Source organism: Pseudocnuella soli, from assembly GCF_004347775.1.
Lineage (GTDB): Bacteria > Bacteroidota > Bacteroidia > Chitinophagales > Chitinophagaceae > Flavisolibacter > Flavisolibacter aquaticus.
In genome coordinates, this window is sequence record NZ_CP037755.1 from 2,360,757 (window position 1) to 2,386,001 (window position 25,245).

At 51.0% G+C, this 25,245-nt stretch carries 13 protein-coding genes; 9 read left to right on the forward strand and 4 right to left on the reverse strand.

The annotated features are described in order from the left end of the window. Positions 1–11: 11 nt before the first annotated feature. From EPD17_RS09710 to EPD17_RS09730, 5 genes are all read left to right on the forward strand, one after another. Entirely contained in the window at positions 12–2,744 is a 2,733-nt protein-coding gene (locus tag EPD17_RS09710; RefSeq protein ID WP_132053789.1) for a family 78 glycoside hydrolase catalytic domain, read from the forward strand. 58 nt (positions 2,745–2,802) lie between these two features. After that, complete coding sequence (locus EPD17_RS09715) at positions 2,803–4,041, forward strand: L-rhamnose/proton symporter RhaT (protein WP_132053791.1); 1,239 nt, start codon at positions 2,803–2,805, stop codon at positions 4,039–4,041. A gap of 29 nt (positions 4,042–4,070) precedes the next feature. Beyond that, on the forward strand, positions 4,071–6,191 hold the full coding sequence (locus EPD17_RS09720; protein ID WP_132053793.1) for a bifunctional aldolase/short-chain dehydrogenase: 2,121 nt from the start codon (positions 4,071–4,073) through the stop codon (positions 6,189–6,191). A gap of 206 nt (positions 6,192–6,397) precedes the next feature. After that, positions 6,398–7,672, forward strand: coding sequence for a sugar isomerase (locus EPD17_RS09725; protein ID WP_132053795.1), 1,275 nt, complete (start codon positions 6,398–6,400; stop codon positions 7,670–7,672). Between the two features lie 60 nt (positions 7,673–7,732). Beyond that, positions 7,733–9,124 carry an FGGY-family carbohydrate kinase gene (locus EPD17_RS09730; protein ID WP_204743399.1) on the forward strand — a complete coding sequence of 464 codons (1,392 nt, stop codon included), beginning with the start codon at positions 7,733–7,735 and terminating at the stop codon, positions 9,122–9,124. Positions 9,125–9,254: 130 nt separating this feature from the next. On the opposite strand, the gene EPD17_RS09735 is transcribed toward EPD17_RS09730, so the two are convergent. Further along, entirely contained in the window at positions 9,255–9,503 is a 249-nt protein-coding gene (locus EPD17_RS09735; protein ID WP_132053797.1) for a hypothetical protein, read from the reverse strand. Positions 9,504–9,519: 16 nt separating this feature from the next. Here EPD17_RS09735 and EPD17_RS09740 point away from each other — a divergent pair, with 16 nt between their 5' ends. Both EPD17_RS09740 and EPD17_RS09745 read left to right on the forward strand, forming a co-directional pair. Then, on the forward strand, positions 9,520–17,898 hold the full coding sequence (locus EPD17_RS09740; protein ID WP_132053799.1) for a gliding motility-associated C-terminal domain-containing protein: 8,379 nt from the start codon (positions 9,520–9,522) through the stop codon (positions 17,896–17,898). A gap of 141 nt (positions 17,899–18,039) precedes the next feature. Continuing rightward, positions 18,040–18,543 carry a hemerythrin domain-containing protein gene (locus tag EPD17_RS09745; protein ID WP_132053801.1) on the forward strand — a complete coding sequence of 168 codons (504 nt, stop codon included), beginning with the start codon at positions 18,040–18,042 and terminating at the stop codon, positions 18,541–18,543. Positions 18,544–18,729: 186 nt separating this feature from the next. Here the strand turns inward: EPD17_RS09745 and EPD17_RS09750 are convergent, their stop codons facing one another. The 3 genes from EPD17_RS09750 to EPD17_RS09760 form a co-directional block, all read right to left on the reverse strand. Continuing rightward, on the reverse strand, positions 18,730–21,216 hold the full coding sequence (locus EPD17_RS09750; protein WP_132053803.1) for a TonB-dependent receptor: 2,487 nt from the start codon (positions 21,214–21,216) through the stop codon (positions 18,730–18,732). A 238-nt stretch (positions 21,217–21,454) separates the two neighbouring features. Continuing rightward, a complete protein-coding gene (gene rpe, locus EPD17_RS09755; RefSeq protein ID WP_132053805.1) occupies positions 21,455–22,102 on the reverse strand; it encodes a ribulose-phosphate 3-epimerase in 648 nt (215 codons plus the stop codon). Between the two features lie 174 nt (positions 22,103–22,276). After that, positions 22,277–23,251: a tetratricopeptide repeat protein gene (locus EPD17_RS09760; protein WP_132053807.1), complete on the reverse strand. Its 975-nt coding sequence runs from the start codon at positions 23,249–23,251 to the stop codon at positions 22,277–22,279. Positions 23,252–23,349: 98 nt separating this feature from the next. Here EPD17_RS09760 and EPD17_RS09765 point away from each other — a divergent pair, with 98 nt between their 5' ends. Then, a complete protein-coding gene (locus tag EPD17_RS09765; protein WP_132053809.1) occupies positions 23,350–24,438 on the forward strand; it encodes a TolB family protein in 1,089 nt (362 codons plus the stop codon). Positions 24,439–24,695: 257 nt separating this feature from the next. Next, positions 24,696–25,157, forward strand: a complete 462-nt coding sequence (locus EPD17_RS09770) for a hypothetical protein (RefSeq protein WP_132053811.1) — start codon at positions 24,696–24,698, stop codon at positions 25,155–25,157. Positions 25,158–25,245: the final 88 nt, after the last annotated feature.

A 25,245-nucleotide genomic window follows, 5' to 3' on the forward strand; every position in this document is an offset into this window, starting at 1 on the left:
TTGCCCCCGCCATGAAAAAAATAATACTGCTGCACTTGTTTGCGGCAATGGTGTTTGGTGCCGCTGCACAACTAAAGGTGCACCACCTGCTCACCGAAAACAAACCCAACCCTTTGGGCGTTGATGCCGCACAGCCGCGTTTTAGCTGGCAGCTCGATGCAGGCAACCGCCGCAATGTGCTGCAAACGGCGTATGAACTGGTAGTGCAAACCGACGATGGGCAACCGGTTTGGCGCACGGGCAAAGTTGCAACGCCGCAAAGTGTGCTGGTGCCTTTTAAAGGGCCGGCCTTGGCTTCCGGTAAACGGTACAATTGGCAGGTGCGGGTTTGGGACAACGCAGGAAACGCTTCTGATTGGAGCGAGCCATCTTTTTGGCAAATGGGATTGCTCAAACCATCCGACTGGAAAGCGCAATGGATTGAGCCGGGATTTGCAGAAGATGCTACGCGGCCAAGCCCGCTGCTGCGCAAAGAATTTTCCATCGCCAAAAAATTAAAACGTGCAACTGCTTATATCACTGCACATGGTTTGTACGAAGCTTACCTCAACGGCAGCCGCATTGGCGATGCCTATTTTACCCCAGGCTGGACCTCGTACAACAAGCGGCTGCAGTACCAGGCCTATGACGTGACTGGCCAGTTGCAACAAGGCGCTAATGCAATAGGAGCGGCCCTCGCCAGTGGCTGGTATCGCGGCAACCTCGCATGGGGCGGTAACCGTGATATTTATGGAAGAGACATTGCACTATTGATGCAACTGCAACTGGAATTTGAAGACGGCACCACGGAACAAATCGTGACCGATGGTAGTTGGAAAAGCAGCACCGGTGCCATCCGGTCGTCAGAAATTTATCACGGTGAAAAAGTAGATGCACGCCTCGATCAACCGGGTTGGAACAAGCCCGGTTTTAACGATGCATCATGGACCGGCGTTAAAACTGCGGCCCATGCAAAAGAGTTGCTGGTGGCCACTTACAATGAGCCCATTCGTAAAAAAGAAACTTTTGCACCGGTTAAAATATTTACCACGCCGAAAGGGGAGCAGGTTATCGATTTTGGTCAAAACCTGGTGGGCTGGGCCGAAGTAAAAGTGCGGGGTGCCAGCGGCCAGCAAATTATTTTATCGCATGCCGAAGTGCTGGACAAAGCGGGCAATTTTTATATCACCAACCTGCGGGCTGCTAATTCCCGCGACACATTTATTTTAAAAGGCGGTGGCGAAGAGGTGCTGGCACCAACCTTTACCTGGCACGGCTTCCGCTACCTAAAAGTGGAAGGCTACCCGAGCACATTAAACAAGGCCGATTTTGAAGCCGTAGCCTTGTATTCCGACATGCCCGTCGCCGGCAAATTCACCTCTTCGAATGAATTGATCAACCAACTCCAACACAACATCGAATGGGGACAGCGTGGTAATTTTTTAGATGTGCCCACCGACTGCCCGCAACGCGACGAACGCCTGGGCTGGACCGGCGATGCGCAAGTGTTTAGTCGCACAGCCATGTTCAATATGAACGTACATAGTTTCTTCACCAAGTGGATGCAAGATGTTTCGGCCGACCAGATTGATGGTGCTGTTCCATTTGTAGTACCCAATGTTTTGGGCGCCGGTTCTGTAGCTTCCGCCGGTTGGGCCGATGCGGCCACGATCATTCCCTGGAACATGTACCTGGCTTATGGCGATACCGGCATTTTGCAACAGCAATACGGCAGCATGAAAGCCTGGGTGGAACACATGCGGCGCAAAAGCAAAAACGATCTTTGGAATACTGGTTTTCATTTTGGAGACTGGTTGTTTTACCGCCCCGATGACGACAATGATGGCCGTGCCGCAGTTACCGATAAATACCTTGTTGCGCAATGTTTTTATGCACACTCTACGCAGCTGCTGGTTAATGCAGCAAAAGTATTGGGCAAAAAAGCCGATGTGCTCCAGTATTCCGCATTGCTGCAAAAAATAAAGGACGCATTTCGCAAAGAATACATGACGCCGAGCGGCCGGCTTGTATCAGGAACGCAAACGGCTTATGTGCTGGCCCTGCAATTTGATATGTTGCCGGAGGCCTTACGGAAAGGCGCAGCCGAAAGACTGGCGGAAAATGTAAAAAGCTATGGCACGCATCTTACCACGGGGTTTTTAGGCACGCCGTATCTCTGCGAAGTATTATCGAAAAACGGGCAGGCCGATGTTGCCTTTGCATTGCTGCTGCGCGAACAATACCCATCATGGCTGTTCCCGGTAAAAATGGGCGCCACTACCATTTGGGAACGTTGGGACGGGCAAAAACCCGACAGCAGTTTTCAAACGCCGGGTATGAATTCATTTAACCACTACGCCTATGGCGCCATCGGCGAATGGATGTACCGCACCGTTGCCGGCCTCGATACCGAAGAAGATGGCCCGGGCTATAAACACATCAGGGTGAAGCCGCTGCCGGGCGGCAACTTCAATCATGTAGCTGTCACGTTGCAAACGTATTATGGGCCCGTTACTTCGGGTTGGAAAAGGGAAGGGGCCAGTTTCAATATGGAAGTAGTGATCCCCGCCAATACGCAGGCTTCGGTTTTTATTCCTGCACCTTCGGTAAATGCGGTGCGGGAGGGTGACATGGCGCTGTCGCAAAATGGGGCCATCAAAGTTATAGGCTATCATAACGGTTATGTGCAAGTGAAAATTGGTTCGGGCTCGTACCAGTTTACTACAACGGGATCAGGAGCCGCTACAACTTCGGCTAAGCGCTAGCTTTTTTCAAACACGTTTTTGTTTTTAATAACAGCTGTAACCCCCCATCATCCACACCATGCAGGCATTATTAGGCGTCATATTTCATTTTATCGGCGGTTTTGCTTCGGGCAGTTTTTATATACCGTATAAAAAAGTTCGGGGCTGGGCTTGGGAAAGCTATTGGATCATCGGGGGCCTTTTTTCCTGGCTTATTGTACCGCCGCTGGCTGCGTGGCTCACCATCCCCGGCTTTGGCGATATCATTGCCGGTGCAACCGGCTCCACCTTGTGGTACACGTTTATGTTTGGACTGCTGTGGGGCATCGGCGGGCTTACTTATGGTCTAGGTGTTCGATACCTCGGCGTGTCGTTGGGCTCCAGCATCATCCTTGGTTTAACGATGGTGTTGGGCTCGCTGCTTCCATCGATTTATTACCAGTTCAACCCACAAGAAGGTAAAGATTCGATCGGCGCCATTATGGGCAGCACCTGGGGCCAGATTGTACTGGCGGGTTTGCTCGTTTGTATTGTGGGCATTTACCTGTGCGGCCGTGCTGGCACCATGAAGGAGCGGCAATTGCAATTAGAAAACAGGAATGGCAACGATAGCGATGTGCCCGTGCAACGCAAAATTAAAATGAAACCGGTAGTGGCCGATGCTATAGCTGCTGATGTTGGTTTTACAACACCGGTTTTTGAAGAAGTGGCAGTAACGCCTGCAGCACCAGCCGATGTGCATGGCGCGGCGGTGCATCAAACAGAATACAAGTTTGGACTGGGCATTGCCGTAGCCATTATTTCCGGTGTATTGAGTGCCTGTTTTAATTTTGGATTGGAAGCCGGCAAGCCCATGGCCGACCTGGCAAATGCTGCATGGAAAAGCACCCATCCCGGTCAGGGTGAGTTTCTGTTTCAAAATAATGTTACCTACGTGGTGGTACTTTGGGGTGGCCTCACCACCAACTTTTTGTATTGCATGTACCTCAACGCAAAAAACAAAACCTTTGGCGATTACGGCAATGCAACAACCCCGCTGCTGCGCAATTATATTTTTGCGGCCCTTGCCGGAACCACCTGGTTTTTGCAGTTCTTTTTCTACGGCATGGGCGAAAGTAAATTGGGCAATGGTCCCTCATCATGGATCCTGCACATGGCGTTTATTATACTAGTGGCCAACGGATGGGGACTTGCTTTGAAAGAGTGGAATGGCGTAAATAAAAAAACAAAAGCCACCATCATTGCAGGCATTGCTACCATCATTCTTTCGGTGCTGATCGTGGGATATGGCAACATTGTTAAATCCAGCGTGCACTAAAAATTTTACAACATTTATAAAGACTAATAATGTCAGCAGCGACCCAAAATTTCAAGCATGTCAGTTACCTGTGGGATGATCAAAAAGCGGCAGCGCTGGAGGGCGATGAAGTAGGTTTATTGATCTATCGTTCCAACTTACTCGGCGCCGATTTGCGCCTCACCAATTATGGCGGCGGCAACACCAGTTGCAAGGCTATGGCAAAAGACCCGCTCACCGGGCAGGAAGTAGAAGTGATGTGGGTTAAAGGTTCGGGCGGCGACATTGGTACCTTGCAACGTAGTGGTCTTGCAGCGCTATATGTTGACCGGTTGCGCAGCCTGCAAAATGTTTACCGCGGCGTTGAACACGAAGACGAAATGGTGGAACTGTTCAATCATTGCATTTACGACCTGCAATCGAAGGCGCCTTCCATTGACACACCGCTGCATGGCTTTTTACCATTCAAGCACATTGATCACCTGCACCCTGATGCGGCGATAGCAATAGCTGCTGCAAAAGATGGAAAGCGCATTACTGAAGAACTATTTGGCGGCACTATTGGCTGGGTAGACTGGCAGCGCCCTGGTTTCGATTTGGGATTAAAATTAAAAGCATGCCTCGATGCAAATCCCGGTATTCGCGGCATCATGCTCGGATCGCATGGGTTGTTTACCTGGGGCAATACGGCCTACGAAAGTTATATCAACACGTTGGAGGTGGTAGAGCGGTGTGCCCAATACATCGAAGATAATGTTGGTAAAAAAAGTGCTGTTTTTAGCGGCGCCAAAATAGAAGCGCTTCCAAAAGAAGACCGGTTGAAAAAAGCTGCGGCACTGGCCCCGGTGCTGCGTGGGTGTTGTTCGGCCGAAGTAAAAATGATCGGGCATTTTACCGACGACGACCGGGTGCTGCAATTTATCAACAGCAACGACATGCAGCGGCTGGCGCCAATGGGCACATCCTGTCCCGACCATTTTTTGCGGACAAAAATTAGCCCGTTGGTGCTGGAGTTGTCACCGGATGACTCGTTGGAAGATGTAACAGCCATCAAACAAAAATTAGCGCCGCAATTTGAAGCATACCGCGCCATGTATCGTAAGTATTACGAAGGGTGCAAACACGCGGACAGTCCGCCTATGCGTGATGCCAACCCAGTGGTGATCCTCTATCCCGGTGTGGGCATGTTTACATTTGCCAAAGACAAGCAAACGGCTCGTGTGGCCGCGGAGTTTTATATCAACGCCATCAATGTAATGCGCGGAGCCGAAGCCATTTCGGAATATACTTCTTTACCGCGGCAGGAAGCATTTAACATTGAATACTGGTTGCTGGAAGAAGCAAAGCTGCAGCGCATGCCCAAGCCCAAAACGCTATCGGGCCGCATTGCGCTTGTTACCGGCAGCGCCGGCGGTATTGGCAAAGCTATCGCCAAAAAATTTGCTGCTGAAGGCGCCTGCGTGGTGCTCAACGACATCAATGAAGAACGATTAGCTGCCGCAGTGTCGGAGTTTCAGAAATTATACGGAAAGGATGTAGCGGCATCAACTGTTTTGAATGTAACAGATAACAGTACGATTGAAGCGGCCATTGATGCAACGGCACTGGCCTTTGGTGGCGTGGACATCATTGTCAACAATGCCGGTATTTCAATTTCCAAGTCCATCACCGATCACAGTACTGAAGACTGGGACCGGCTGTATGATATATTGGTAAAAGGACAATTCCTTGTTTCGAAAGCCGGTGTGGCCGTGATGCGCAAACAAGGCATGGGCGGCGATATCATCAATGTTGTTTCAAAAAACGCCGTGGTGGCCGGCCCAAACAATGCGGGCTACGGATCCGCAAAAGCTGCACAAGCGCATCTTTCACGGTTACTGGCCGCCGAACTGGGCGGCGACCATATCCGCGTCAATGTTGTTAATCCTGATGCGGTGATTGCGGATTCCAATATTTGGGCAGGCGGCTGGGCCGAGGGCCGCGCAAAAGCTTATGGCATCAGCGTGGAAGAACTGCCCGCTTATTATGCCAAACGTACGCTGCTGAATGAAGTGATTTTACCGGAAGATGTAGCGAACGCATGTTACGTTTTTGTAAATGGGCTTTTGCAAAAATCAACCGGCAATGTGCTGAATGTTGATGGCGGCGTAGCGATGGCATTTTACAGGTAAAGGTTTAAAGTTTAAGGTCTAAGGTTTAATGTTTAAAGTTGTTTGAGATGTTCAACCGGTTTAATTTGTTCAATTGGTTTAAGTAGTTCCAAGTATCTTTTATTCATTGAACGTGTTGAACAAATTCAACGCTTTACACAATCCTAAGCTATAGCCATTCAACTTTAAACCTTAAACCCATAATTCTAACTCAAAAAATCGATTGCATGTCTTTAGAAAAATACCTCATTGAAGCACATAATAACGAGCAGTTACCGCAACATAAAAGGGGATTTGAATTTATTGCAGCCGGTGTGGCGCAGATGGAAGAACTGTTGCAAAAATTAATGGATTTCCAGGTGGCGATACCTTCCTGGGCACTGGGCACTGGTGGGACCCGCTTTGGCCGGTTTGGCGGTGGCGGCGAACCGCGTAGTTTGGAAGAAAAAATTGAAGACGTAGGACTGCTGCACCAACTCAACCGGAGCAGTGGCGCTATCTCATTGCATATTCCGTGGGATATTCCGCAGAACTATAACAACATAAAGGCACTGGCCGCACAGTTCGGGCTTAAGTTTGATGCAGTCAATTCCAACACATTCCAGGACCAGCAGGGGCAACTGCTTTCGTATAAGTTTGGTTCCATGCAGCACGTGGACCAAACGGTAAGAAAACAAGCCGTGGATCATAACATCGAGGTGATTCGTCACGGCGTGGAATTGGGGTCTGAATCGCTTACGGTTTGGCTATCGGATGGTTCTTGCTTTCCAGGTCAATTGAATTTCAGAAAGGCGTTTCAAAATACGCTGGAAAGTTTACAGCAAGTGTATGCCGTGCTGCCGCCCAATTGGAAAATGTTTGTGGAGTACAAAGCTTATGAGCCCAATTTTTACAGCACTACTGTGGGTGATTGGGGGCAGTCGCTCCTGTATGCGCAAAAGCTCGGCCCCCAGGCATACACGTTAGTCGACCTGGGCCACCACCTGCCCAATGCCAACATCGAACAAATTGTTTCGCTGTTGCTGATGGAGGGTAAGCTTGGTGGTTTTCATTTCAATGATTCGAAATACGGCGACGATGACCTGACGGTTGGTTCAATGCGCCCCTACCAGCTGTTTCTTATTTTTAATGAACTGGTGGAAGGGATGGATGCTCGCCGCATGAACCATGCCACCGAACTTGGCTGGATGATCGATGCATCGCACAACGTGAAAGACCCGCTGGAAGACCTGTTGCAATCTGTCGAAGCGATTATGATCGCATATGCGCAGGCATTGCTGGTGGATCGGTCGGCATTGGCAGCGGCTCAACTTGACAATGATGTAGCTGCGGCACAGGAAATTTTGCAGCATGCTTTCCGTACCGATGTGCGGCCGCTGGTGGCCGAGGCCCGAATGCGGGCCGGCGGCGCATTGCAGCCCTTGCAATTGTTTCGCAAAGAAAAGATCAGGCAGCAGCTGGTAGCCAACCGAGGCAGCAAAACAGTGGCAACAGGCTTGTAAAAAAATCGTTGCATCCAGATTTGAGTTGTCATTAATCTTTTCCATTTTATTTAATCACCTATGCCTGCCATCCCTGTCATTGCGGTATTTGATATTGGCAAAACCAATAAAAAGCTGTTGCTGTTTGATGAACAGTACCAGCTGGCTTGGGAACGCTCCGACCGGCTTGCAGAAACGGTGGATGAGGACGGCATGCCTTGCGAAGACCTGCAATTGCTGGAGCAATGGCTGCGTGATGCTGGCAAGGAGGTGCTGCAACACCGCGACTTCGATATTCGCGCCATCAACTTTGCGGCCTATGGTGCATCATTTGTTTACCTCAATGAACACGGCGAACCAAATGCGCCGCTGTATAATTATTTAAAACCTTACCCGCCGCAACTGCTGGAACAATTTTACAACACCTATGGTGGCATCGAAGCGTTTGCTGTTGCCACTGCATCGCCGGCGTTGGGCAGCCTTAATTCGGGTTTGCAACTGTACCGCATCAAGCAGGAGCAGGAACGGCTTTTTGCACATACGCTTTACGCATTGCACTTGCCGCAGTTTGCTTCTTTTGTGTTCACTGGCGAAGCCTGCACCGATATTACATCCATTGGTTGCCATACCGGTCTTTGGGACTTTAAGGCCGACAAATACCACCCTTGGGTAAAGGCGGAAGCTTGGACCAACAAACTGCCGCTGATACAACCCGCCGATACAACATTTCCGCTTTTCGGATATCGGACTACAATAAAGGTTGGCATTGGATTGCACGATAGTTCGGCCGCGCTGATCCCGTACCTGCTCAATTTTAAAGAACCGTTTTTGTTGTTGTCTACCGGCACCTGGTGCATCACGCTCAACCCATTTAACCAACAGCCGCTTACTTATAGTGAACTTCGGCAAGACTGTCTTTGTTATTTATCGTACAAAGAACAGCAGGTAAAAGCATCGCGGCTGTTTGCCGGCAACGAACACGAACAAGAAACAGCCCGGATTGCAGCACATTTTGGCGTAGCTCCAAATTTTTACGAATCGGTACAATATGATGCGCATCATTTTGCCAACATATTACCTCGAAAAAAAGACCTGCAACAAAAAGGGCAGGGGTTGAAGGATTCAGGATTTGGCCACCGGGTGCTCGATGCATTTGCAAATCCATCCCATGCTTATCACCAGTTGATTTGGGATATGGCGCAGCAACAATATGCCGCAACCATGCTTGTGTCGGTGGGTGGGCAGGAGCGCCGCCTTTTTGTAGATGGCGGATTTAGTAAAAACGAAGTGTACATGCATGCACTTGCAGCTGTATTTACCGGGTGGGAAGTATTTGCTGCAGCAATGCCGCAGGCAACTGCCCTGGGTGCTGCACTGGTGCTACATGAAAAATGGAACAAAACTGCGCTGCCGCAAAACCTGATTCAACTAAAACGTTATCATGCGCCGGCAGAAATGGTAACGACAGGATAGGCATTCTTCTACTCTTTATCCGTCTTTTATTTTCCTGGCATCGGTCCTCATTACTGGTAAAAATGCTGTTATTGAGCCATATTATTGCGACAGCTATGTGTGGTGGAAAAAATCTATAATTCATTCTCAATTACTTATTGCCTTTTATCCTAATTTTTTCGCCGGTTGGGTTAAACCACGTTGCAAACGACATTGAATTTCCTTTTTTTTGTTCTGCTTTAAGACGAACAACTGTTTCCGATAACCTGCTGCATAAGCCGACCCTTGTACTACCCAGTGATCCAGCGATTTTGATGTTTCTTTTTTGTGCCGATTGATGATGCATTGGCTGTGTACTGTCCGATTGAGGCAAGGGACGGGCATGCACCAGTGTTGCCAAACCAACTGATTAGTTTATGACGACCCTTTGCTCCAGAGCAACTGCTTTATGCTGCTACCTCCTGTTTTTTTTATTGTGCACCGGACTGGTGGCATCGGCACAACCCGCCAATGACGCCTGTGCTTCGGCACAAACTATAACCATTCCCGAAGGCGGTTATAAACTAGGCAAGTTTCTTTCCACAGACGTAGATATTTCCAAAGCCACCAAACAAACCGGCGAAACCTTTGCGCCAGCCATCCTGGTGGCCAGCCAAACCGATAAAACCATTTGGTTCAAATTTTCGACCCCCACCACCCGCAGCGTTCGCGTTACGTTGAAACAACCGGGCATTGCCATTGCCGCCGGCGATGTAGGTTTTACCGTATATAAAACCAACAGATGTGTGCCCACCAATACCGAGATTAGCGACAAGCTAACGCCCATTGCGCTGTTTGGCGAAACCTTTCATCCCTGCGTGGAGCCCGGCGAATACCTGGTACAGGTGTCGGCAAAAAACAGCGCCAACGGAGTGCTGTCGGTGCAACTGGAATTGGGTGAAGGTTCGCCGGCACCTTACGACAAACCAGCCGGTGCATACGAGTTTGGTAAGCTCACCAACTATGTAACCCATGTGGATTATGAAGTGGAATGCCAATCGGTGGATGATGCGGCCGAGTTTTGCCAGGTGGGTACTAAAAAGATGGATTTTACCCGCAGCACCTGGCACACGTTTACTACACCTGCTTATTTTGATTACCTGTCGGTGATGCTGGCTCGCCACGAATACGGCACACCGAAGAATGTATTTGGCTATAGATTGTATAAGGGCAATGCAAAAACAACGGCACCATCGGCGCTGACTGCGGTGGGTGGCTGCGACAGCCTGGTGACCGAACATTACTATGCCGATTACCGGACTTATAAATGCGGTGAGCTGGAACCCAATACCACCTACACCGTGCAGTTGTTTTATAAAGAAGATTTCAATGCAAAAATTCGTTTGGCAATTGCCTTTGGCGGTGTTGCGCCAACCAAAGGCCCCGAGGCTGTAGCGGCAAAAGTGGCCGCCGGTAACAAGCTTGGAAATTTAAAAGTGGACGGGAATGGTGAAACCACTACCGCTACCGATTACCTGGCTTGCAACAGCCGCCACGCACAGCATCCATGCGCTTATGCACAGCCGGCAGCCGGCGTAGAAACCAACGGCCGGAAGTATAACCTGAGTACATTTTTCACGTTTACGCTCACTACCACTTCCAAAGTAGTGTTTACCGGGGCCAGCCCGTGGTGTGACAACGGGAGCCTGTGGCTGCGGCTGTTTAACAAAGACCTAACTGCCGATTGTAACAACCTGACCAAAGACGACCTGGTAAAAGAGTTTGCATACAACAGCACTTTGGATTGTTTGCCTGCAGGCACATACACACTACAGGTGTTGGGCAACGATACAGGCCGTTCGAAAAACTATTTTTATTACGGGTCGCTCGGTAGCAATACCAATCCGCTTTGTGTGCAAACGCACCTTGGTACCCGTGTAGATTTGAGGCTGGATGTAACTGCGTTGCAGCCGGTAAACAAATTCAGCTTACGGAATAAAGATGCTTTTGATGCCATTAACAAAGTTGCCGGTGTGATGAAAGCACTGACGACCGGTGTGGAATACAAAGCTGTAGCCGATACTTTTGGCTGTGAGCCTACCGTACTCCCCGACAGCACCAATTGCCCTACCTATTACAGCACCACCGTTACCAAAGCTATGTACCGCGAGTTTGTGGTGCAGGATTCGGGTATTGTAAATGTGAACAACCAAAACTGGTACCTGCGCTACAAAATGTTCAAAGGTGCCGCCGACCAATTGGCCACAACGCAAAATGCATTTACTTACCCCAAAATATTGAAAGGGCTCGATAAGCATACCGAATGCGTATCGCACCAAAGTTGTTATGGAATGCGGGCCTGCGTGGTGCCCGGTACCTATACGCTTGCCACATTTGGTGGCGCCGGCGATGTGGGCCAGTCCGACCAGCCCAACATCCAGCTCCGGAAGTTTACTACCCGCTTCAATGCACCGGCAAAGGCGCAAAACATGGGGTCGCTGCTAGATTCTTCCAAAAAATATGGCAATACGCTGGTGTCGCTGGAAGACCGTTTTGATTGTTACGACAACGCCATTACCATTGATGGACTGGCGCCGCTGAAGATTGGAAACTTCCCTACGACGAAGGCCATTTACCGTCAGTTTTATTTAGAAAAAGCAACATCGGTACAAATTTACAACTCGTATTATGCTGAATGCGGCTGGACCCAAGGTGGGCAGATGCGCCTGTTTTCGGGTAAAGCTACCGATGGCGTAGCTGGTTTGAAATTGGCCGGCAACCAGTGGAACGGTTTTAATAACCAGGCAACCGGAAATGGTGGTCGCTGTAGTTCGCTGCCTGCTGGCTGGTACACCATTGTTACCTACGGCGCAGGCCCAAGCTACAGCGAGCCGCTGCGCGACGCAACCCACAATGGTTATGGCGGCGATATTTTTCAATCGGATAAAGTAACCATCGTTATTACACAGCCCTGCGAAGACCCCGATTACAACAGGCCGCACAAAGCAGCCGTTGATGCCGCCACCAAAAAGCCCTTCCAGATCAAATGGGGTAACCGCGTGGGCAGCACCGCTGCTTATCCCCGCACCGACACCACTTACACCTTGCCCACCGAGTACTTTGATTGTTCGGTAGATACTGCACATTTCTATGCTGCTGCCTGCAACAACTCGGTGAACAGGATTGCGTATTATGTTTTTCAAACAACGCAGGAAGCTTACGTAGCCATCCGCACCAACAACTATTTCGGCGCCGTTTACGACCTCGATGTACGCAAAGATTCCGTTGCTATGAAAACGGCGACTCCCATTCAAACATGTTTGTCTTCTGATGGACTCATTGAATTGTGTAAACTGCAGCCGGGCACTTATACCCTTGTCATTTTTGCTGGAGATAATCATATCTGTACTTCTGTAACACCGCGTATCTACATTGACCAGGTTGGTTACTCCCGGTTCGATCATGCAGCGAAGGCTTACGATTTTGGTGTGCTTACTGCCGATAGCGCCTGGCACAAAGGCAAAAAAGGCGACGTCAATCCATTGAACAGCGGCCGGGCACCCAGCAACGATTTCTTTTACTGCACTACCGGCGCCCAGGAACGGGACCCGGTGGATATGGCCTGTTATACATCTTACGCACCAGCTATTTACACTGCAGGCAATGTATCCGGCTTGTACACCCAGACAACTAACCCGGGCTCGCCTTATATACCGCGCCGCAACCTGTGGTACACCTTCGTGGTGGATAAAGGTGGCTGGGTGCATATTAAAGTAAAAAATAAAACCGCAGGCAAGGCGCATCAGTATGGTTATGCAGTGTACAAAAGTGATGTTGACGGTTCGCTGCCATTTGATCAGGTAGTGGCTAATGGACAAGTAGATTCAACACTTGCCAAAGGCCTTACTTTCTTGGAGCGCAATAACTCAACTTATTATTGCTATGGTACCGAAGAAATTAAGTTTTACCGCGACCCATGTAACACTACTCCCGAACGGTATTACATTGTTGTTGAAAACCGCAACCCTTGGTGGTATGGGCACCAATTTGAAATGTATCCAAACAGCCAGGTTGAGGTGGAGTTGCTGTTGGATTCCATCAATTCTGTTGCGGCAAAATTCGATCACTATTCCACCGCCGGCGACATGGGCCTGATTGCGCCGGGCAAAATTGTAAAAGGGCCGAAGGATAATTATTCCTGCGCCACGGCCGATGAAACCGATCCCAAAAGTCATGGCTACCAATCTTGCGCAACCAGGACCCTGTGGTATAAATTCACGGTAAATGTAACAGGCAATATTCGTTACCGCATCCGCACCAACAAGCCTTACAACGGGTATTACTACAACGATGTAAACCTATACCGCGAAGCCATTAAAGGCGATTCGACCGACAAAGGACTGGAGCGGGAAACGTACACATCCACTATTTACCAGGATGGATCTTCTTGGGCACAAACCTGCGTCACCAAGGGCACATACTATCTATTCCTCACCGGCTGCGACCGGCTGAACGAGGAAGTGTATCCCGAGATCGAGATCATTGAACAGGCTGGTGATTTTTGCAGTGCGCCGCTCGTGGCAAAGGTTACAGGCGCTGGTCAAAGCGATGCAAAAGTGATCGTGGACTGCCACACCATCGGCACCGATTATGGCGAGTTTGGTCCTAAGCTTACCTGCCCCGCAGGTGTGGAAACTTCCAAGTATAAATCTTCCTGGTTCCGCATCGATATCACCGGCAAAGACACGCTGGATGTAACCGCATTTATTGTAGAAAACACCAACGCTGCTTCATCTGATATCAAGTACCGCATGATGACCGGCGATTGTGGCGCCATGCAGGAGCAAAGTTGTGTGCAGGATGCTCTTACCCAAAACACATACGAATGTTTGGCACCGGGCCGCAGCTATTTTATACAGGTATTAACGCCGGTGTTGAAAAACGGTGCTGTTGTTACTGGCGACATTACGCTGAAACTGAACGCCATTAAACACTTGGCTAAATGTTCGCCGCCGCCGCCCTGTTTGGTTAATGCAAATTTCCAAACCGAGTTTGATTGCTTAAAAGATACTGCCGTGCGGTTTGTGAATTTCTCCACTTATGGCTCGTCCATCAAGTACAGTTGGGATTTTGGCTACAACAACAAAACCTCCGAAGAAGTTTCTCCGGCGCATTTCTTCCCTGCATTGCCTACCGATAAAAATTACAAAGTGCGGCTGATTGTAGAAAACACCACCTGCGGTGAAAAAGACACCACCGAAGCAACCGTTACGGTGCCGGGCCGTCCGTACCTGAACCTGGGTGAAGATCTGAATTTGTGTACGCCTGGTTCCGAGGTAACACTTCGGGCAACATCGCATAAGGACGCAACTTATTGGTGGAATTATGGCGGCACCGATTCGCTCTTTAAAGTACAGGGCGCCGGCTATCGCCAGATCATTGGCAAAGTAACGTACAAAGGCTGCGTGGCTACCGATACGGTGAACGTGTACATCAGCGGGCTGCAGAAAAAACCCTTGCAAAACCTGTTGCTTTGCGGCGAAACAGTGAGCCTTTCGGGCTATCACGGCCAGGGCGAACAACAGTACAAATGGAGCACCGGCGAAACGGGCAGCTCCATCAGTGTGCGCCAACCCGGTACCTATTGGGTAGACTTAAAAGCTTACGGTTGTTCCATCCGCGACAGCTTTGTGGTGGCCACTGCCGAAGATGCACGGCCACTTGGATCGGATACTACACTGTGCTTTACCGCGGCCGGGCATACCCTCAATGCAACGCTGGGCGGTGCATCGGGGTATCGTTGGGATAATGGGGCAACAGGCGCCACCCGGAAGATCACGCAGGGCGGCACTTATTGGGTGGATATCACGGTAAGCAATTGCACGCTGCGCGATTCGATTGTGGTGGGCGAAACCACACCACCACAAACAACCATCACCGGAAACACCAACCTCTGCGCCGGCGATAGCGTGCAGCTGGATGCGGGTAACGGCTTTGCCGGCTACTTGTGGAACTCCGGCGAAACCACGCAAAAGATTTGGGTAAAAGCTGGCGGCTCGTACAAAGTAAGCGTTCGAAATGATGCCGGTTGCTGGGCCGAATCGCCTGCCAAAACAATCACGCAAAGAGCCAAACCACAGCCAAGAATTATTGGCAACCGGCCGCTGTGCGAAGGCAGCGCCATTCAACTGGATGGAGGAGCAGGTTTTGCGTCCTATGCATGGAGCAACGGCGAAACTACCCGCACCGTCAGCACGGCGCAAACCGGCAAATTGCGGTTACAGGTAACCGACGCCAATGGTTGCACCGGCCTTGATTCGGTAGTGGTTGCACCAAGTCCCGCGGCTAAAATCAATACCTTGGTTGCTTCTATTTGTGCCGGCCAAACTTATGCGCTGCCCTCCGGCGTGGTAGTGGCTGCCACCGGCAATTACAACGATACGGTGCGCAATGTTTCGGGTTGCGACAGCATTATTACCAAGCTCAACCTGGCAGTAAATGCTGTGTACGACCTGCGCATCAATGCAGCTATTTGTTCGGGCAATACTTATACTTTGCCTTCTGGCAAAGTAGTGGACAAGGCCGGCACTTACCGCGAGGAATTTACCACCCGTGCCGGCTGCGACAGCATCATTACTACCGTGCTCACCATTGCCGATGTGTTGCGCAGCACGCAAAATGCGACCATTTGTGCAGGCCAAAACTTTACGCTGCCTGCCGGCAAAATGGTAACGGATGCTGGTACGTACACCGATAGTTTAAAAACCGCCGGCGGTTGCGATAGCGTGGTGACCACGATATTGACTGTGGTGCAGCCGGTACGCACTTCGTTTACCCATCATGTTTGTAACGGAGCGCAGTTTACGCTGCCTTCCGGCAAAATAGTTACACCAGGCGTGTATACCGATACGTTGCGTTCGGCAGTAGGTTGCGATTCGATTACAACAACGACAATTATAGAACGGCAGTTGCTGCGGCCGTCCATCAATGCGGCCATTTGCGAAGGCGGTCAGTATTCGATGCCTTCGGGTAAAAAATTGGATGCGGCAGGTGTGTACACCGATACATTGCGGTATACATCGGGTTGCGATAGCGTGATCACAACGGTAACGCTTGCAGTGAATAAGGTTACCCGCAGTGCCAACGCCGTTACCATTTGTTTTGGTAAAACCTACGCGTTGCCATCGGGAAAAACAGCAGCGGCAACTGGCGTATACAACGATACGCTGCGCAACGCAGCCGGTTGCGATAGCATCATTACCACCACGCTTACCGTTCGTGATAAGATCGAGTCGGAGCACTTGGCCACCATTTGCTTTGGTACATCCTATACATTGCCGTCGGGCAAAGTGGTGGACAAGGCAGGTGTGTACACCGATGTATTTACCAGCGCTAACACCGGCTGTGATAGTACGGTTACCACCCGGCTAACTGTACGAAACGAAATCAGTACAACAATCAATGCAGGCGTTTGCGCCAACGCGGTATATACTTTGCCATCCGGCAAAAAAGTAGCCACTGCCGGCACTTACCGCGATACTTTGCGGGCAACAACCGGTTGTGACTCCGTTGTAATTACGCGGCTGTCGGTTGTGCCGCTGCCAGCAGTTACACGGGCTGTTTCCATTTGCGAAGGTTCGAGCTATCGCCTGCCGTCCGGACGAACTGTGTCCATTGCCGGAACCTTTGTCGATACCATTGCGCATGGCGCCGGCTGTGACAGCATCATTACCACCAGGCTCACGGTACAAACGGTTAAACGTCAGGATGTTTCGGGACAGATTTGCGCTGGCGCCAGTTACCTGCTGCCTTCGGGCCGCAGGGTATCGGCTACCGGTAATTATATTGATACGGCACGCACCACCATCGGTTGCGACAGCCTCATTACCCGACTGAACCTTGTGGTGTATGATGTGAAGCGGGAGCAATTGAGCCACAGCATGTGTGCCGGTAAAACGTACACGCTGCCATCGGGGCGGGTGCTGCGCAACACAGGCATTTACCAGGATACGCTGCGCAACTTTATGGGTTGCGACAGCCTGATCACCACCATGAATATGACGGTGACACCCCGGGCGCCGTTTGGTGTGAACCCAGCCAACCCGCAGATTTGTATTGGCGCAAGCACTACGATGACGGCCTTCGGCGGCGATACTTACCAATGGCTGCCGGCACCCGGATTGGTCAACCTTGCCAGCCCAACCCAAACAGTGCAGCCCAACGTAACCACCAGCTACAGAGTGGTGATCACCAACACCGTTTGTGGCCTTACTGATACGGTAACCACTAAGGTTGTGGTGAACCCGCTGCCCACTGTAACGGTGGCTAAATCAAACGATGTGAACTGTATCATTGGGGTATCCAAACTGGCTGCAACTGGTGGCGCCACTTACCTGTGGACGCCTGCCACCGGCCTGAACAACCCGCGACTGGCCAACCCTGTTGCGGCACCTTCATCCACCACGCTATACACCGTGCGGGTTACCACCGACAAAGGTTGTTCGGCGGAAAGTTCGGTGCAGGTGGTGGTGGCACCCGGCCCCGGCGAGTACAATTTACCAAATGCATTTACACCCAATGGCGATGGCATGAACGATTGCTTTGGCGTGGCAACCTGGGGAGCCGTGAAAGACCTGCAGCTTTCCATTTACAGCAGATGGGGCAATCTGGTGTACCAAACCAACGACCCAACCCAGTGTTGGGATGGCACCTTTAAAGGACAGAAAATGCGAAGCGAGGTGTTTGTGTACCAGCTAAGAGCCACCACCAATTGCGGGCCGGTGTATCGCAAGGGAACGGTCACCTTGATTAGATAAATAGGCGCATGATAGCACCATGGCCGCAGCAATTGCTGCGGCCATTTTTTTGGGTTACGGAATGTGAAAACTGACTTATATCTTGCCTCAAACCGACAAGGCTCAGGCCGCAGAAGCGGCTTGCCTGCCTACCTTTGCACCATGCCAACAGCAGTTACACCAATCAAACGAAGTAAAGAACTGGCGCCGCTGAGCCGCGAGCACCACGACGGGTTGTTATTTGTATGGAAGATCCGCCAGGGCATTAAGCTGGGAATAGCCAAGGAACGCATTGCCCGTTTTTGTACCTGGAGCTGGGCCAGTCATTTTGCGGCGCATTTTCAAAAGGAAGAAGCCGACCTGCTGCCGATACTGGGACCTTTGCACCCGATGATGGAAAAAATGCTGGAAGAGCACGAAGCCATTGCCGATAAATTTGCCGAGATCATGCGCAAGCCGTCGTTGCCGGCAATGGAGCGGTTGGCGCAAATCGTAAACTATCACATCCGCTTTGAAGAGCGGCAATTGTTTCCACTGATCGAGCAGATTGCAACTGCCGAACAGATGGCGGCGATTGAAGCAGCGCTGGCCGACGAAATGCCCGCCTGCGGCGGCTGGCGCGATGAGTTTTGGGTGCAGCCGAAAGGGGGAAGTGACTTGAATTAAAATGATATCATTTTATATAGAACAGCCTTCGGTACAGCCGGGGGCTGTTCCTGTATTAGCCTTTCCTGATGCTTTCTTGACTCAGGCCGGAAAAGCTGAATGGCGTTACGGAACGCACAAGTGAGTGACACAACAAGTGCTGGGGCGAATGATGCAGCCCGTTACATAAATGTCCTTTTCTTTTGACTACCACCTTGTAGTCAACTTTAAGTTCAGCAGCCTCGGTGTGAGCCGGTTGGGCATGGCAAAAGTGTTGTTTGCAAAATCCTTGATCAATTGGTAAGAGATGGTGTTGGATCGGTCGATGAGGTTAAACACTTCCAGCGCCAGCCAGATGTTGTCGAGGTTGCGGAACGGGTGGTGGCTGCGCCGTGCCGATTTATCGGTGTTGAGCAACAGGGCGCTAAAACCAATATCCACGCGGATGTAGGGCGGAATGGTCAGCGCATTGCGGTTGGCCACGCTGCCCGGGATGTTGTAGGGCAGGTTGGTGCCATACAACGTGCTCAGGTATACTTTAAAATTTTTGTTGTTGGCCAGATAATCCTGGAAGAACATGCCGAACGTGATGAGCCGGTCGGTGGGGCGGCGCAGCCAGCCCGCTTCGCCAATGGTGCTGTCGATGGGCTGGTTGAGCGAATCCAGCGTGTACCTTTTGAATACATCGCCTTCCAGGTTTTCGCGGGTCCGCATCAGGCTAACAGAAATCCAGCTTTCAGCATCTTTAACCAGCTCGCCGTGCAGGCGCAGGTCGAGGCCGGCCGCGTAGGCTTTGGCCGTGTTTTCGCCAAAATAGCGAACCCGCACATTGTCGATGTCGTAAGGCACTACGTCGGTGAGGTATTTATAATAACCTTCGGCCGTCAGGCGCATGGGGCGGCCAAAACCAATAAACTGGTAATCCATGCCCAGCACGCCCTGCCAACTTTTTTGCGCTTTCAGGTCCTTGTTTACCGAGCCGTCCATGCGCCGCAGTTCGCGGTAAAAAGGTGGCTGGTGGTAAGCGCCTGCCGCTGCCCGGAACATCACATCGCGGCGCCAGCCGGGTTTCCACGAAGCATTGATGCGTGGTGAAATCAGGATCTCGCCATTCAGATCGTTGTACGCTACCCTCAGCCCGGTTTGGAGGGTAAACGCATTGACGGAATCGCCAAACAACCAACCATGTTGCAGGTAGCCGTTGAATTTATTAATGCCAATGTCGGCGGCCGATCGCACAAAGCGCTTCATGTTCAGTTGGCCCGGCTGAAAGGGCAGGCTGTAGCCGGCCGAGTCCTGCATTTCCCATTCGTATAATTGGTCGTTGATCTGGGTGCGGTCATAGCCGGCGCCCCAAAGCAACTGCCGGCGGCCGCGCTGCCACTGCCCTTTGTGCGAAAAGTTGTAGTTGGCAATATCCAAGTTGTTGCGCGACCAGTTTTGAAAAGCCCCCGACCCCAACGGGTTGATGATGGTGCCAAATGTGGGCTGGCTTTTGTCGAAATCACGGTCGCCAAACAGGTAGGTGCCGGCAATGTCGATGTTTTCGGCTTCCTTGTTCCGAAAACCGGAAACGAGCCATTTGAGGCGTACGTTATTGCGCCGCTGGTTGGTGGCGGCAATGCCCAGCATCTGGGTGCTGTAGGCGCTTTTTTCACTGCCTTCAAAAAAAATGTCGGCGGCAATATTGGCGGTGAGGTAGGGAGTTACCACCGAGGAGGAAAGCTGTGTATACGACGGGTAAAATGTAAACCTCGTAGCGGAAATATTACCGAGCACTTCGGCCTGCCACTGCGGCGAAAACTGGTAGGTGAGGAGTGCCTGAATGTCGGACGAGGAAGGCAGGTAAATGCCTTCGGTGGCCTGGTTGCGGAGCAGGTTGCGGTTGTCGCGATTGCGGGCACCAATGACGTAAGAAAATTTCTTATCCCGGCTCAAGCCTTCAAAATGCAAGCCTTGCTCCAACAGCGAAATATTGGCCGAGCCGCCAAAGTGTTGCGGCTTGTTGTACTGGATATCCAGCACTGAGCTCATTTTGTCGCCATAGCGGGCAGAGAAGCCGCCGTTGTAAAAATTAAGGTTGCGCACCAGCGCCGGGTTAATGAAACTCAAACCTTCCTGCTGGCCGTTGCGCACCAGGTAGGGCCGGAATATTTCAAAGTCATTTACGTAAATCAGGTTTTCATCGTAGGATCCACCACGAACCGTGTATTGCGAAGTCAGCTCGTTGTTGGCACCCACAAATATTTTGATCAGGCTTTCCACACCGGACACCGGCGCAGGCAGGTTGGATATGTTCCCTCCATCTATCCGGATGAGGCCGGTTTCGGTGCGGGGTTGCTGGCCCCGAACCACCACGCCGCCGAGGGTTGTGCCCATGCGTTCCAACTGCACGGTCACCGATTCTTCTTCGCCTTCGAGCAGCATAAAGTTTTGCTGCACTATTTTATAGCCGGTGTAGGAAAAAATCAGCGCAAATGCCCGGCCGGCCGTGGCCCGGATGCGAAAAATGCCGGAGTCGGAAGTGGCGATGCCTTTTTGTTGTCCTAAAATGGTAACTGAAACAGCGGCCAGCGGCTGGCCCTCTTCGTTGACCACTTTGCCCTGTACAAATGCCGTATTTTTTTGGGCCAAAAGAACGCCGGAACAAAGGAGTAACAGCAGCAGTATGGAATGTCGCAGCAGTGGTTTCATAGCGATAGTAGCACCAAGATAGTAAAAAGCGGGAAGGGAATGTGGAACAGATGAGCAGAGCTTAGTGAATATCGAACAGACGAACAAGGAATGTCGAATATCGAAGTAAGGTGGAGAATGGCACACAATAATCAATGATCAAATAATCAGTAATTAATTATTATTGATTATTGGCTGTTTCCTTCATCGGTTCATCATTCCTTGTCTCTTGTTCGTCTGTTCCTCTGTTCGATATTCCTTAGGCTTTTTTCAGCGCATCGATCGCCGCCATTGGATCCGCGGCGCGGAAAACGGAGCTGCCCGCTACCAGCACATCCACACCGGCAGCTACCAATTGTGCGGCATTGCCGGTGGTAACGCCGCCATCCACTTCAATTAGCGTGGAAAGGCCGTTGTCGTTGATCATGCGGCGTAGGGCGGCAATTTTTTCCAGCGAATGCGGTATAAACTTTTGTCCGCCAAATCCGGGGTTTACACTCATCACCAGCACCATGTCCAGGTCGGGTAAAATATCTTCGAGCAGGTGCACTGGTGTGTGGGGGTTCAGGGCCACGCCGGCTTTCATGCCCAGCGCTTTTATCTGCTGCACGTTTCGGTGCAGGTGGCGGCAGGCTTCGAAGTGAACGGTGAGGTAATTGGCGCCCAGTTTTGCAAAATCCTCGGCATAACGCTCCGGCTCTTCAATCATCAGGTGCACATCCAGCGTTTTAGTAACCACTTTTTGCACCGCTTCCAGCACCGGCTGTCCAAACGAAATGTTGGGTACAAAACGGCCGTCCATGATGTCGATGTGCAGCCACTCGGCGGCACTTTCGTTTACCAGCCTGCAGGCTTGTTCCAGGTTCAAAAAATCGGCGGCCAGCAGGGAAGGGGCAATGATGGGCATGAGGAGAGGTCTAAGTTTATAGTTTATAGTCCGAAGTCCGAAGTCCGAAGTCCGAAGTCCGGATTAGTTGACGGCGCAAAGGTCAACGTTTACTTTATTAGCGACAAGTTTTTATTGAGCAATAGACTGTCTTTAAAAACATTCCACTGTCAACTATCAACCGTCAACTTCCAACTACAACCGCTCCGCGGCTTCCTTTGCTTCCCCCAGCGATTTGTCCAGACTGTATGCACTGGTGTAATGATTTTTTGCTTCGGCCTTGCGGCCCTGCGCTTCGGCTGTTTTGCCCAGCCAAAGGTGTGCATCGGCATACGATGGCGAAATGGTCAGTGCCAGCTCAAATGCTTTTTGCGCAGCGCCATATTGTTTACCATTATACAGCAACACGCCTTTTTCCATGTGTGCATCGAGGTAATTATAATCGCGGCGGATGGCCTCGTCAAACTGCTGCAACGCTGCACTTCTGTTGCCGGTGTTGGCAAAATATACGCCTTTGAAATAGTAGGGTTCTGCATGGCGCTGCGCCAAATCGGCCCGGATAAGTGAGTCGGTAAGTGCCAGAACTTTGCTGTTTTTGGCTTCGGCATAAGCAAATGCCAAGTTGTGGGCCAACTCGGGATCAAAAGGAGCGTAGTGGTGCGCCTGCTCCAGGGTAGCCAGCGCTTCGGCGGGCTTTTCCTGCGCCGTTAAAATATCGGCTTTTAACTGCAATGCGTCCAGTTGATTTGGGTATGCATCAATGATGCGATTGCACACAGCTAACGCTTTATCCGGCTGCTCTTGTTTTTGGTAGCCACGGGCCAGGCTTACCTGCAGCACCAGGCTTTGCGGCACCTGCTGCACTGCTTTTTCCAAAAACAGCACGGCTGAATCGGTGTTGCGGGCAATTAGGTAACGGGCCACGCCAATGGCATGGTCCTCGTTGGGCTGCAGGGTCCAGGCCTGCCTAAAGTCTTGTTCGGCAAGAGCTGATTGTTCGTCCTGCAACAGCAGTTGTCCGCGGCGGTAGTAGAGGTCGGCACGGTTGGGTTCGGATGCAATGCTATCGGTAAACGCTGCGTAGGGCGGTTGTTGCAAAATAGAATGCTGGCCGCTGTTGGAGCAGGCAGCCAGCAACATGATCATGGAGCAGAAAAATATGGGTTTCATCAGGCGGCAAAGCTACAGCCTTCGGGTACTATTTGACAGTTTTGTGATGAGCAAAGGGCGACGCACTGGATACTTTTGTGCTTCATTAACACGGAGCCATGCCTTATTCTGCCCAATCCCTGCTTGTCGTTTTTGCGTTAACCACATTTCAATTTTTCTCTGCGCATGCAGCAGCGCCGGTTGCCGATACGTTGCTGTATCCCGATGAGCGGCATTTTGCCAACGTGCAACAACTCACTTTTGGTGGCGATAACGCCGAAGCCTATTGGAGCCCCGACGGCAAGGGCATTGTGTTTCAGCGCACCTCGGTAAAAGATGGTGTGCCCTGCGACCAGATTTTTTATGGCCAAACACCGGCGGCAGGCGAAGCATTCAACTTTCGCATGGTGAGCACCGGCAAGGGCCGCACTACCTGCGCGTTTTTTACACACGATGGTGCACATATCGTTTATGCATCAACGCATTTGGGCGCCGATAGCTGCCCGCCACCGCCCGACCGGGCTAAATGGGGCAACCGCTACATCTGGCCCGTGTATGCGAGCTATGATATTTTTATTACGGATACTTTGGGTAAAACGCACCGCCGCCTCACCAATACACCGGGCTACGATGCAGAAGCCACCATTTCGCCAGACGGAAAGCAAATGGTGTTTACCTCCATGCGTGACGGCGACCTGGACCTGTACGTGATGGAGATGGAGTCGGGTAAAACAAAACGCATCACTAAAGATTTGGGCTATGATGGTGGTGCATGGTTTAGCCCCGACAGCAAGCAAATAGTATGGCGTGCCAGCCGGCCGAAAGGTGCCGCAGCCATTGCAGAATACAAAGAGCTGCTGGCACAGGGCCTGGTGGCGCCTACGCAAATGGAAGTGTGGGTGGCCAATGCCGACGGCAGCAATGCAAGGCAGGTAACCAGTTTGGGAGGGGCCAATTGGGCGCCGAATTTTACGCCGGATGGCCGCATTATTTTTTGCTCCAACCACGAATACCCGCGTGGATTTCCGTTTAATATGTACCTGATGAATGTGGACGGCACCGGCTTGCAAAAAATAAGCCGCGACAAAGGGTTCGATGCGTTCCCGATGTTTAGCCACGATGGCAAAAAGATTTTGTTTTCCTCCAACCGCAACAACGGCGGAACAAGGGATACGAATGTGTTCATGGCGGATTGGGCGGGGGAGTGAGTTGGCTGTTGGGAGTTGGGAGTAGTGAGTTATCAGTCGGGAGTTCAGAGTTGCAAGTATAAGTTGTCGACTGTAATTTATTGTGCACGATAACTAAATGAGCGATCAATTTTTTCAAAACAAAGAAAGCCACACAAATACAATCCATCTTATCTACTCATAATTCATAACTCATAACTCATAACTCATAACTCTCAACTCTGAACTCCCAACTACCTATTCCACTATCTTTGCTGGCAAACCTTTAAATCAACTGTATGTTAACCGGAATGTTGCACCTGCATAGTTTTGGCCGCTGGGTAGTTTTGATCCTGTTGCTGATCGCGATCTTTAAGCACCTGGGGGCTAACAACCGCCCTTACGACCGTGGCGATGCCAAACTGAATTTGTTCCTGATGATTTCGGCCGATGTAATGTTGCTGGTGGGTATTTACCTGTGGCTGGCTGGTCCATGGGGCCTGCAGTTGATCCAGAACAACGGTGGCATGGGTGGCGTTATGGGCGACCGCGTAAACCGCTTTTTTGCAGTAGAACACCAGGTGGGCATGATCCTGGCCATTGCCCTGATTCATATCGGTAAGGCACAGGGTAAAAAATCAATGGCTGATAGCGCCAAGCACCGCCGCACTGCAATCTTTTACATCATTGCACTGCTGGTGATTCTTATTTCCATTCCCTGGCCGTTCCGCGAAGTGGGCGCTGGCCGTGGTTGGTTTTAACCACAGATTTGTGTGATTGGAAATGATTTTAATGACTCCCGTTTGGAGTGGTATCATAAATAACAAAAGCGTCCTTCATGGGCGCTTT